This window comes from Pseudomonas sp. 30_B, assembly GCF_017491605.1.
Classification (GTDB): domain Bacteria; phylum Pseudomonadota; class Gammaproteobacteria; order Pseudomonadales; family Pseudomonadaceae; genus Pseudomonas.
In genome coordinates this window covers 132,672-144,792 of record NZ_JAFGYY010000015.1, presented here as the reverse complement: position 1 = coordinate 144,792, position 12,121 = coordinate 132,672, and the positions used below count along the sequence as shown (strand labels likewise).

The window sequence follows — 12,121 nt, the reverse complement described above, 5'->3', positions numbered from 1 at the left end:
GGCCTGTACCCGAACCCGCTGCCCTACGCCGACGTGGTCACCACCACCACCCACAAGACCCTGCGCGGTCCGCGTGGCGGCCTGATCCTGGCCAAGTCCAACGAAGAGATCGAGAAGAAGCTCAACTCCGCCGTCTTCCCCGGCGCCCAGGGCGGCCCGCTGATGCACGTGATCGCCGCCAAGGCCGTGTGCTTCAAGGAAGCGCTGGAGCCCGGCTTCAAGGACTACCAGGCCCAGGTGATCAAGAACGCCAAGGCCATGGCCTCGGTGTTCATCGACCGTGGCTACGACGTGGTCTCCGGCGGCACCGACAACCACCTGATGCTGATCAGCCTGGTGAAACAGGGCCTGACCGGCAAGGAAGCGGACGCCGCCCTCGGCCGCGTCGGCATCACCGTGAACAAGAACGCCGTGCCGAACGACCCGCAAAGCCCGTTCGTCACCTCCGGCATCCGCATCGGCACCCCGGCGGTCACCACCCGTGGCCTGCAGGAAAGCCAGTGCCGCGAACTGGCCGGCTGGATCTGCGACGTACTGGACCACCTGGGCGACGCCGACGTCGAGGCCAAGGTGGCTCTGCAGGTTGCCGGGCTGTGCGCGGACTATCCGGTCTACCGCTGAGATTCCCGCGCACTTTCTCTTCGTAGGAGCGGGCCATGCCCGCGATGCATTGCCCGCCGTTGCCGGGCGTTCGCGGGCATGGCCCGCTCCTACAGATAAAGCGTCGCGATCCGAGACTTCTGGAGCCTCCCCATGTCACTCAGCGTCTTCGACCTGTTCAAGATCGGTATCGGCCCCTCCAGCTCGCACACGGTGGGGCCGATGCGTGCCGCCGCGCGCTTCGTCGAGGGCCTGCGCCGCGACGGCCTGCTGGACGCCACCCACAGCCTGCGCGTCGAGCTGTACGGCTCGCTGGGTGCCACCGGCAAGGGCCACGGCAGCGACAAGGCGGTGCTGCTCGGCCTGGAAGGCGAGCAGCCCGACAGCGTCGACACCGAAAGCGTCGAGCCGCGCCTGGAGCAGATCCGCCGCAGCGGCCAGTTGCGCCTGGGCGGCGAACGCCAGATCGGCTTCGTCGAAAAGGAACACCTGGCGATGATCCGCCGGCCCCTGCCCTATCACCCCAACGGCATGATCTTCCGCGCCTTCGACCCGGCCGGCCTGCAGGTGCGCAGCCGCGAGTACTACTCGGTGGGCGGTGGCTTCGTGGTCGACGAGGCCGCCGCCGGCCACGACCGCATCGTCGCGGACAGCACGCCGCTGCGCTTCCCCTTCCGCACCGCCGGCGAGCTGCTCGACCAGTGCATCAGCCACGGCCTGTCGATCAGCGACCTGATGCGCGAGAACGAGCTGGCCTGGCGCACTGCCGGGGAAACCAGCGCGGGCCTTGCGCGCATCTGGCAGGTGATGCAGGACTGCGTGCGCACCGGCTGCCGCAAGGAAGGCATCATGCCCGGCGGGCTCAAGGTGCGCCGGCGCGCCGCCGCGCTGTACCGCCAGCTCAGCGAACGCCCCGAGGCCAACCTGCGCGACGCCCTCAGCGTGCTCGACTGGGTCAACCTCTACGCCCTGGCGGTGAACGAGGAAAACGCCACCGGCGGGCGCGTGGTCACCGCGCCCACCAATGGCGCGGCCGGCATCGTCCCGGCGGTGCTGCACTACTACAGCCGCTTCGTGCCCGGCGCCAGCGACGACGGCGTGGAGCGTTTCCTGCTCTGCGCCGCCGCCATCGGCATCCTCTACAAGGAAAACGCCTCGATCTCCGGTGCCGAGGTCGGCTGCCAGGGCGAGGTCGGCGTGGCCTGCTCGATGGCCGCCGGCGCGCTCTGCGAAGTGCTGGGCGGCACCCCGCAGCAGGTGGAGAACGCCGCCGAGATCGGCATGGAGCACAACCTCGGCCTGACCTGCGACCCGGTCGGCGGGCTGGTCCAGGTGCCCTGCATCGAACGCAACGCCATGGGCGCGGTGAAGGCCATCAACGCCGCGCGCATGGCCCTGCGCGGCGACGGCCAGCATTTCATCTCGCTCGACAAGGTGATCCGCACCATGCGCCAGACCGGCGCGGACATGAAGAGCAAATACAAGGAAACCGCGCGCGGCGGCCTGGCAGTCAACATCATCGAATGCTGACCCGGCCCCGCGCCCTGATAGCCCCTACCCGACATTGACAGGAGCACGGCATGACCACTGAAACCCTCGCACAGACCCCGCTGCACGCCCTGCACCTCGAACTGGGCGCCCGCATGGTGCCCTTCGCCGGCTACGACATGCCGGTGCAATACCCCCTGGGCGTGCTCAAGGAGCACCTGCATACCCGTGAGCAGGCCGGCCTGTTCGACGTCTCGCACATGGGCCAGATCATCCTCCGTGGCGAAGGCGCCGCCCGCGCCCTGGAGAGCCTGGTGCCGGTCGATATCCTCGGCCTGCCGGTGGGCCTGCAGCGCTACGCGCTGTTCACCGATGCCGAAGGCGGCATCCTCGACGACCTGATGGTGGCCAACGCCGGCGATCACCTGTTCCTGGTGGTCAACGCCGCCTGCAAGCAGCAGGACCTGGCGCACCTGCGCAAGCACCTGGGCGAGCGCTGCGAAATCCAGCCGCTGTTCGAGGAGCGCGCCCTGCTCGCCCTGCAAGGCCCGGCGGCGGTCACCGTGCTGGCGCGTCTCGCCCCGCAGGTGGCGCAGATGACCTTCATGCAGTTCGCCCACGTGACGCTGCTGGGGGTGGAATGCTACGTCAGCCGCTCGGGCTACACCGGCGAGGACGGCTTCGAGATTTCGGTGCCCGTCGAAAAGGCCGAAGCCCTGGCCCGCGCCCTGCTGGCCGAGCCGGAAGTCCAGCCGATCGGCCTGGGCGCCCGCGATTCGCTGCGCCTGGAAGCCGGCCTGTGCCTCTACGGCCATGACATGAACACCCAGACCACGCCCATCGAAGCCTCGCTCGGCTGGGCGATTTCCAAGGACCGCCGCGCCGGCGGCGCCCGTGCCGGCGGCTTCCCCGGCGCCGAGCGGGTGCTGGCGCAACAGGCCGAAGGCGTGGCACGCAAGCGCGTCGGCCTGCTGGCGCAGGAGCGCATGCCGGTACGCGAAGGCGCGGAACTGGTGGATGCCGACGGCCAGGTGATCGGCCAGGTGTGCAGCGGCGGCTTCGGCCCCAGCCTGGGCGCGCCGGTCGCACTGGGCTACCTGCCCAGCGAGTACAGCGCCGTGGACACCGAGGTCTGGGCGGTGGTGCGTGGCAAGCGCGTGCCAATGCGGGTGGCGCGCACCCCGTTCGTGCCGCAGCGCTACTACCGCGGTTGATCCCCACCCGCGTTCCGGGGCCCGCCCCGGAACGCGCCATGCCAGGAAGCCTCATGAGCACATCAGCACAACCGCACAAGGTGGAAGTCGGCGTGAAGCTGCGCGGCGCGGAAAAGGTCGCGCGCATTCCGGTGAAGATCATCCCCACCGAGGAACTGCCGCAGAAACCCGACTGGATTCGCGTGCGCATCCCCGCCTCGCCCGAGGTCGCGCGCATCAAGCAACTGCTGCGCAAGCACAAGCTGCACAGCGTCTGCGAGGAAGCCTCCTGCCCAAACCTGGGTGAGTGCTTCTCCGGCGGCACCGCCACCTTCATGATCATGGGCGACATCTGCACCCGTCGCTGCCCGTTCTGCGACGTCGGCCATGGCCGACCGAAGCCGCTGGACGTCGACGAGCCGAAGAACCTCGCCATCGCCATCGCCGACCTGCGCCTGAAATACGTGGTGATCACCTCGGTGGACCGCGACGACCTGCGCGACGGCGGCGCCCAGCACTTCGCCGACTGCCTGCGGGAAATCCGCCAGCTGTCCCCGGGCATCCAGCTGGAAACCCTGGTCCCGGACTACCGCGGGCGCATGGACATCGCCCTGGACATCACCGGCCAGGAGCCGCCGGATGTGTTCAACCACAACCTGGAAACCGTGCCGCGCCTGTACAAGTCCTCCCGTCCGGGCTCGGACTTCGAGTGGTCGCTGGACCTGCTGCAGAAGTTCAAGCAGCGGGTTCCGCACGTGCCGACCAAGTCCGGCCTGATGCTCGGCCTGGGCGAGACCGACGAGGAAGTCATCGAGGTCATGCAGCGCATGCGCGAGCACGACATCGACATGCTGACCCTCGGCCAGTACCTGCAGCCCTCGCGCAACCACCTGCCGGTGCAGCGCTTCGTCCACCCGGATACCTTCGCCTGGTTCGCCGAGGAAGGCGCGAAGATGGGCTTCAGGAACGTCGCTTCCGGCCCGTTGGTGCGCTCCTCGTACCACGCGGATCAGCAGGCGCATGGCGGCTGAATGCGCTAGCGGCTCCGTCGGCGAGCACAGCTGTACTGATCGGATTCGGGGAAAACATCGTGGCCCCGGGCTCGCTTTGGACGAAGCGAGCCCGGGTCGGCCATCGGCACACGCCCGCCGGTCAACGACTCGCTGAAAATGCGACCTTCATGCCGCTGACATCGCACGGCTCGGCCAAGGCACCCTTATTCCTTGTAATTATAAAAACCAGTTAAATTCATATTGGTATATACCAATTACTCTCCCCTTCAATACGCCCCATCGCAGTCGCCGGCCGATGGCCGTTTCGGAGAGAGGTTCCATGTTTGCCTTGCGGGTCATGCTCGAATACTTCCACCCCTGGCCGAATTCGGCCGGTTTCTACCTGGCCCGTGAACGCGGCTGGTACCGCGAAGCGGAGCTGGACGTGGAACTGGTGGTGCACGACCCCTACCACGGCGACACCCTCGACCACCTGGCGCGCGGCGCCGCCGCGTTCGGCGTGTTTCCCAGCAATCGCCTGCTGGTGCGCCGCGAACTCGGCCAGCCGCTGATCGGCGTGGCGGCGATCAATCATCGCGGCCTGGAGTCGATCCAGACCCTCACCGACAGCGGCATCCGCCGCCCCCGCGACCTGCAGGGCAAGCGCCTGGCGCTCAACCCCACGCCACGCGGCCTGGCCATGGTGCGCCACCTGGTGTCCCGCGATGGCGGCGACCCGGATGCGGTGGAACTGGTCGACGCCGGCTTCCGCGAGCTGCGCCCGGAAGACCTGGCCGCCGGCCTCGCCGACGCCAGCTTCGGCGGCTACTGGGCCTGGGAAGCGCTGCTGCCCAGCGCCATCGCCGAGGAGCGCCGCGTGGTGCTGCCGGTGGACGAGATCGGTGCGCCGCCCTACCACAGCTATCTGCTGGGCGCCCGCGAAGACTGGCTGGACGCCAATGCGGACATCGCCCGGCGCTTCCTCGCCGTCACTGCACGCGGATTCCTCGCGGCGGCGGCCGAGCCCGAGGCCGCGCTGCCGGTCTACGAACGCACCATTCCCTACTTTCCTCGCGAGATGCTGGCAGAATCCCTGCGGCGCATCGCGCCCAGCTGGCTGCATCAAGGCCGCTGGGGCGAGCAGCGCGAAGAACTGCTGCAGCCCTACGCCCAGTGGCTGCATGAATACGGTGTGCTGCGCGACCCGGAAATCTGGCGCGGCGCCACCACCAATGCCTGGCAAGTGGAGAACCCAGCATGACCAAACGCCTGAGCCACGGCATGGGCCTGGAGCCGGTAGAGGCCGACTGGCCCGCGCTGACCGAAGCGGAAGTCGCCGCCCTGTTGGCGGACTTCTCCCAGGCCGGCGGCGACACCCGCCTGAGCTGGCACAGCCCCCGGCCCTTCTCCGCCGCCGCCCTGGTGGAAACCGCCAGCGGCCCGCTGTTCGTCAAGCGTCACCACCCCAGCGTGCGCACGGCTGACTGGCTGGCGGAAGAACACGCCTTCCTCGATCACCTGGCCCGCCGTGGCGCGCCGGTTGCCCGTGTGCTGCGCGACAGCCACGGCCGCAGCGCCATCGAACGGGACGGCTGGACCTATGAGGTTCATGAGAAGGCCGAAGGCCTGGACCTGTACCGCGACGCGCTGTCCTGGACGCCCTTCCAGCACAACGCCCACGCCTTTGCCGCTGGCGTCGCGCTGGCGAAACTGCACCGCGCCGCCGAAGGCTTCGACGCGCCCTCGCGACGCGCCGGCGTGCTGCTCAGCAACCTGAACCTGTTCGGCGCGGCGGACCCGCTCGCCGCCATCGAGGCGACCTTCCCCCAGGCGCCCGCCCTCGCCGAGTACCTGCAGGCGCGCCCGTGGAAGCAAAAGCTGAGCGAGCTGCACCTGCCGCTGCAACGCAAGCTGCTGCCCTACCTGCAGCGACAGCCGGCGCTATGGACCCACAACGACTGGCACGCCTCCAACCTGCTGTGGAGCGGGGACGGCGCGCAGGCGCAAGTGGTCTCGGTGCTGGACTTCGGCCTGAGCGACCGCAGCTTTGCGCTGTTCGACCTGGCCACCGCCATCGAACGCAACCTGGTGCCCTGGCTGGAGCTGGACCAGGGCCGCGCCGCCGTGGCCGACCTCGATGCCCTGGACGCACTGCTGGCGGGTTACTCCAGCGTGCGCCCGCTGAGCCGCGACGACCTGCTCGCGCTGGCCGCCCTGCTGCCACTGGTGCATGCGGATTTCGCGCTGTCCGAGGTCATCTACTTCCACGGCATCCTCGGCTCGGCCGAAAGCGCTTCGCTGGCCTACGACAACTACCTGATCGGCCACACCCGCTGGTTCCTCGACAGCGAAGGCCAGCGGCTGCTGAACCATGTGCGTCAACTGGCCGCGAAGCTGAACTGAGATGAGCGAACCTCTGGTCAGCGCCGACTGGCTCAGCACCGCACTGGACGATCCGCGCCTGTGCCTGCTGGACGCCAGCGTCGAACTCGCGGCACCGGAATTCGACGGCGACTACCGCGTCGAGAGCGGCCATGCCGGCTGGCTCGCCGGGCATATTCGCGGCGCGCGGCATGCCGATCTGCTGGTCGATCTGGCGGCCAGCGAGGCGACCTTCAGTTTCGCCCTGCCGGACGCGCAACGAGCGCTCGATGCGCTGCAGAAGCTGGGCATCAAGGATGACTCGCTGATCGTGATCTACGACCGCAGCGACGGTTTCTGGGCCGCACGCCTGTGGTGGATGCTGCGCAGCCTGGGCATCGACGCGGCGGTGCTCGACGGTGGTCTGCGCGCCTGGATCGCCGCCGGTTTTTCGTTGGAGGCAGGCGAATCGCCCGCCCCTCGGCACGGCACAGTCTCCACGCCGGCGAAGTACCGCAAGGGCTTCTGGCTCGACCGTCACGACGTTGAACGAGTCGTGGCGGGCGAAGCGGACGGCACGCTGGTCTGCGCCCTGTCCGCCGCCCTGTTCGACGGCAGCGCCGTGACCCGCTACGCCCGCCGTGGGCACATCCCCGGCAGCCGCAACCTGCCGGCGCGCAGCCTGTTCGACGACGACGGCCGCTACCGGCGCGGTGCGGCACTGGACGAGGCCCTCGCCGGGCTGCGCCAGGCCGAGCCGCCCTTGCTGCTGTATTGCGGCGGCGGTATCTCCGCCGCCGCCCTCGCCCTGGCGCTGACGCTGGCCGGGGAAACGCGGGTCGCCCTCTACGACGGCTCGCTGCAGGAGTGGGCCGCAGAGCCCTCCCTGCCATTGACCACCGGAGCAGCTCCGGCCTGACAGCCCGTCCACGGGCCATCACGTCTCACATCCAAGGCCATCCGTTTCGCGCGGGAGGGGCTCGGCCCCGTGCATTCCCGGCGCACGCCCTGGCGATTTTCAGGAGCGTTCCATGCAGTACCTGACGCGCCCCGCGCGCACGCGATTTCCCCTCAGCCTGCTGACCCTGGCCGTGCTGCTGGCCAGCGGCCCCGGCCGGGCCGAGGAAGCCACCACCCTGGACACCGTCACGGTGATCGGCCACGACACCGAAAGCTACGCCAGCGACCGCGCCTCGGTCGGCGGCTTCGGCGAGGCGCCGCTGCTGGATACGCCCGCCTCCATCGCGGTGTTCAACCAGGCGCTGCTCAAGGACCAGCAGGCGCGCCTGCTCAGCGACGTGCTGAAGAACGACGCCTCCACCGGCGAGGCCTATGCGCCGGTGGGCTACTACGAGAACTTCGAGATTCGCGGCTATTCGCTCAATGCCGCGAGCAGCTACAAGATCAACGGCCGCACCATCACCGGCGAGCAGAACGTGGCGCTGGAGAACAAGGAGCAGGTCGAAGTGCTCAAGGGGCTGTCCGGCCTGCAGAGCGGCGTGTCCGAGCCTGGCGGGCTGATCAACTACGTCACCAAGCGGCCGCAGGACGTGCGCTCGGTAACCCTCGGCACGGACGACCAAGGCGGCCGCTACCTGGCCACCGACGTCGGCGCCTGGCTCGACAGCGAACAGACCGTCGGCGTGCGGGTCAACCTCGCCCACGAGGACCTGCGCTCCTACATCGACCACACCGACGGCCACCGCGACTTCGCCTCCCTGGCACTGGACTGGAACCTCTCGCCCGACGCCCTCTGGCAGTTCGACGCCGAATACCAGAACCGCCGCCAGCCCTCGGCGCCGGGCTACCAGTTGCTCGGAGGGACCGAACTGCCTCACGGTATCGACCCGCACGACCGCATCGGCTACCAGAGCTGGGCCAACCCGGTGGACATCGAGTCGCTGAACCTCAATACCCGCTTCGAGTACCGCTTCGACGACGCCTGGACCGGCACCCTCAGCGCCTCGCGCAGCCGGGTGGTGATCGACGACTACAGCGCCTTCCCCTGGGGCTGCTACGGCGCTCCCAGTTGCGCCGGTTCCGCCGTGCCGAACTACTTCAGCCCCGAAGGCGACTACGACCTCTACGACTTCCGCAGCCCGGACGACACGCGCCGCAACGACGAGCTGGAAGCCGCCTTGCACGGCCAGTTCGCCACCGGATGGCTGCGCCACGAACTGACCGCCGGCACCTCGGCCTTCCGCCGCGTGCTGGACAGCCGCCCGGAGCTCAACGAGTGGGTCGGCACCGGCAACATCTACACCGGCATCGGCGCCGTGGCGCCTGCCGATGGCGAACCCGGCCACACCTACCGCCACCTCGACAGCCGCCAGTACGGCCTGTTCGCCAGCGACCGCATCAGTCTGAGCGAACAGTGGCAGCTGGTGCTCGGCGGCCGCCAGGTGCGCCTGGACGAGCGCACCTTCGACAGCGACGGCGACACGACCCGCCATACCCGGCGCTCGGAGTTCCTGCCCAATGGCGCGCTGATCTTCAAGCCGCGCGAGGACATCTCGATCTACGGCAGCTACAGCAAGGGCCTGTCCCTGGGCGGCGAGGCGCCCTGGTTCGCCAGCAACGCCGGCGATACCCTGGCGCCCACCTCCTCGCGCCAGGTCGAGTTCGGCATCAAGCAGGAGCTGGCCGGCTTCGACTGGAGCGCCGCGCTGTTCCAGATCCACCAGGCCTACCAGTTCGCCCGGCCCAACGGCGACGGCACCTTCACCTACGTGCAACAGGGCCAGCAGAAGAACAGCGGGCTGGAGTTGTCCGCCAGTGGCCGGGTAACCTCCGCGCTGCAACTGAGCGGCAGCGTCGCGGCCATCCGCTCGCGCGTGGTCAACAGCGGCACGGACGACTACGAGGGCCACCAGGCGATCAACGTTCCGCGCCTGCGCGCGAGCCTGCAGGCCGACTACGCACTGGCCGACGTGCCGGGGCTCTCGCTGCTCGGCACGGCGCGCTACAGCGGGGCCAAGTACGCCGACCGCGACGGCGCGGTGGAGGTCGGCGGCTACACCGTGTATGACGCCGGCGCGCGCTTCAGCACGCGGCTCGGGGACTACCCGACCACGCTGCGGCTGAGCGTCGACAACCTGTTCGACAAGCGCTACTGGCGCGATGTCGGTGAATATTTCGGCGACGGCTACCTGTTCCAGGGTGCGCCGCGCACGGCTCGCCTGACGGCGAGCGTCAACTTCTGAGGTAAGTGCGAATGTCTGCTCTGGAAATCGTCGCGGTGATCGTCAACGTGCTCGGCGTCTGGCTCACCGCCCGGCGCATCCGCTGGTGCTGGCCAGTGAACGTGGTGGCGGTGCTGCTGTACGCCTGGATCTTCTTCAGCGTGAAGCTGTATTCCGACATGCTCCTGCAACTGGTCTTCGTCGTGCTGCAGTTCTACGGCTGGTGGCAATGGAGCCAGGGCGGCAGCGACCACGGCAAGGTGCGCGTGGAACGCCTGCCGCCGGCCACCGCCCTCTCCAGCAGCCTGGCCGGTGCCGTGGGCGCCCTCGCCCTGGGCTGGGCGATGCACACCCACACCGACGCCGCCCTGCCCTGGCTGGACGCCGCGCTGACCGCCTTCAGCCTGGTGGCGAGCTTCTGGGCCGCGCGCAAGTACGTCGCCAGCTGGTGGCTGTGGATCATCCTCGACGTGATCTACACCGGGGTGTTCCTCTACAAGGCGCTGTACCTCACCGCCGGGCTCTACGCCGGCTTCGTGGTGCTGGCGCTCTACGGCCTGCTGGCCTGGCAGCGCGAATTGCGCGACGAACCGCCCCGCGCTCCGGCGCTGGCCGCGGGCAACTGAGGGCCGCCATGCTCTACCAGGCCATTCCACCGCACTACGCGCGCATCCGCGACCAGCTGGCCGCGGACATCGCCCAGCGGCGCTTCCTCGCCGGGCAGAAACTGCCGCCCGAGCGCGACCTTGCCGAGCGCTTCGAGTGCACCCGCGTCACCCTGCGCCAGGCCCTGCAGCAACTGGAAACCGAGGGGCTGATCTACCGCGAGAACCGTCGTGGCTGGTACCTCAGCCCGCCGCGCATCGACTACGACCCGACGCGGCTGGTCAGCTTCATGGACTACGTGCGCCTGCAGGGCCGCGAGCCGCTGACCGAATGCCTGAGCGCCGAGCGCCGCCGCGCCGGTGCCTGGCTGGCCGCGCGGATGAACCTGCCCTCGCCGGACGAACCCGTGTTCCGCCTGCACCGCCGCCGGCTGATCGACGGCCGCCCGGTGCTGGTGGAGATCAACACCCTGCTCGCCAGCTGGTGCCCGGACCTGCTCGACGCGCGCCTGGACCGTTCGCTGACCGGCGTGCTGCGCGAACGCTTCGGCAAGGTGCAGACGCGCTGCACGCTGAACCTGCGCCTGGGCACGGTGAACGACGACCACGCCGAGCTGCTGCAATTGGCCTCCGGTGCCAGCAACCTGGTGCTGGACCGGTTGAACTACGCCGAGGACGGCCTGCTGGTGGAGTTCGACCAGGAGTTCTGGCGGCCGGACGCAGTATCCGTGGCCGTGCAGGCGGATTTCCCGTCGCGGCCGTTATAGCCAAACAAGTTATTAATAAATGCTAATTCAGTATTTCTGGTTCTAACAGGTTCGCGGCTAGGCTAGCTCCAACTTCACCGCAACCGGCTTGACTGCAAGCCTTCTGGAGCCGCCATGGACCGCACCGACAACGTCATCGACCTCGCCCGCCACCGCACGCGCCGTCAGGCCCGCCGCCAGGCCGAGCTGATGTGGATGCTGTACGCGCAGCGCGCCGGCTACGACGCCTTCCAGATCGTCCAGCAGAGCCGCGACAGCGGCCGCCGCGAGGCCTGAGCCATGGGCCTGCCGCTCGCCACCGAGCTGCCCGCCGTGGCGTTCGACGCCGCCCCCGGCGCGCCCGAAGACCCCATCGGCGAACGGGTCGCCAGCAACCTGCTGCGCCTGCGCGCCAAGCGCAACCTTTCCCTCGATGGCCTCGCCCGTCTTTCCGGCGTGAGCCGGACCATGCTCGCGCAGATCGAATCCGGCCGCAGCGTTCCGTCGATCAAGGTGCTGTGCAAGATCGCCCAGGGCCTGAAAGTCTCGGTCGCCGCCTTCCTCGACGACCGCGCCTTCGAAGGCGTGGCCGTGCTGCCGGCACGTGAAAGCAAACGTCTGGTCAGCGGCGACGGCGCCTTCGTCAGCCGCGCGCTGTTCCCCTTCGACGTCTCGCGCCAGGTGGAATTCTACGAATTGCGCCTGCAGGGCCTGGCCATCGAGCAATCCACCGGCCACGCGCCGGGCACCCAGGAAAACCTGGTGGTCGCCCAGGGCGTGCTGGAGATCAGCGTCAACGAGGAGCGCTTCCTCCTCGGCACCGGCGACTCCATCCTGTTCTTCGCCGACCAGCCGCACAGCTACCGCAATCCCGCCGACAGCGACGCCGTCGCCTACCTCGTCACCACCTACGCCGAACCGCTGGACTGACGCCAACCGCAAGAAAGCAAAAGG

Annotated in this window: 11 protein-coding genes and 1 pseudogene; all 12 read left to right on the top strand. The window is 68.9% G+C overall.

Annotated elements, in window-relative coordinates:
- Positions 1 to 621 (top strand): annotated as a pseudogene (glyA, locus tag J5M67_RS17915) (serine hydroxymethyltransferase); the annotation flags it as partial.
- Positions 622 to 753: 132 nt separating this feature from the next.
- On the top strand, positions 754 to 2,130 hold the full coding sequence (locus J5M67_RS17910; protein WP_207886682.1) for an L-serine ammonia-lyase: 1,377 nt from the start codon (positions 754 to 756) through the stop codon (positions 2,128 to 2,130).
- Positions 2,131 to 2,180: 50 nt separating this feature from the next.
- Positions 2,181 to 3,302, top strand: coding sequence for a glycine cleavage system aminomethyltransferase GcvT (gene gcvT, locus J5M67_RS17905; protein WP_207886681.1), 1,122 nt, complete (start codon positions 2,181 to 2,183; stop codon positions 3,300 to 3,302).
- A 38-nt stretch (positions 3,303 to 3,340) separates the two neighbouring features.
- Entirely contained in the window at positions 3,341 to 4,312 is a 972-nt protein-coding gene (gene lipA / locus J5M67_RS17900; RefSeq protein WP_207886680.1) for a lipoyl synthase, read from the top strand.
- A gap of 301 nt (positions 4,313 to 4,613) precedes the next feature.
- The gene (locus J5M67_RS17895) at positions 4,614 to 5,534 is read left to right on the top strand and encodes an ABC transporter substrate-binding protein (RefSeq protein WP_207886679.1); all 921 of its coding nucleotides are present in this window, start codon (positions 4,614 to 4,616) and stop codon (positions 5,532 to 5,534) included.
- Positions 5,531 to 6,676, top strand: coding sequence for a phosphotransferase enzyme family protein (locus tag J5M67_RS17890; RefSeq protein WP_207886678.1), 1,146 nt, complete (start codon positions 5,531 to 5,533; stop codon positions 6,674 to 6,676). Before J5M67_RS17895 ends, J5M67_RS17890 begins: the two co-directional genes overlap by 4 nt.
- 1 nt (position 6,677) lies before the next feature.
- Positions 6,678 to 7,553, top strand: coding sequence for a sulfurtransferase (locus J5M67_RS17885; protein WP_207886677.1), 876 nt, complete (start codon positions 6,678 to 6,680; stop codon positions 7,551 to 7,553).
- Between the two features lie 112 nt (positions 7,554 to 7,665).
- Entirely contained in the window at positions 7,666 to 9,837 is a 2,172-nt protein-coding gene (locus J5M67_RS17880; RefSeq protein ID WP_207886676.1) for a TonB-dependent siderophore receptor, read from the top strand.
- An 11-nt stretch (positions 9,838 to 9,848) separates the two neighbouring features.
- On the top strand, positions 9,849 to 10,442 hold the full coding sequence (gene pnuC / locus J5M67_RS17875; RefSeq protein ID WP_207886675.1) for a nicotinamide riboside transporter PnuC: 594 nt from the start codon (positions 9,849 to 9,851) through the stop codon (positions 10,440 to 10,442).
- An 8-nt stretch (positions 10,443 to 10,450) separates the two neighbouring features.
- Positions 10,451 to 11,188 (top strand): UTRA domain-containing protein, encoded by a 738-nt coding sequence (locus J5M67_RS17870; RefSeq protein ID WP_207886674.1) that lies wholly within the window; start codon positions 10,451 to 10,453, stop codon positions 11,186 to 11,188.
- 114 nt (positions 11,189 to 11,302) lie between these two features.
- Entirely contained in the window at positions 11,303 to 11,464 is a 162-nt protein-coding gene (locus J5M67_RS17865; RefSeq protein WP_207886673.1) for a hypothetical protein, read from the top strand.
- A 3-nt stretch (positions 11,465 to 11,467) separates the two neighbouring features.
- Positions 11,468 to 12,097, top strand: a complete 630-nt coding sequence (locus J5M67_RS17860) for a helix-turn-helix domain-containing protein (RefSeq protein ID WP_207886672.1) — start codon at positions 11,468 to 11,470, stop codon at positions 12,095 to 12,097.
- Positions 12,098 to 12,121 lie beyond the last annotated feature (24 nt).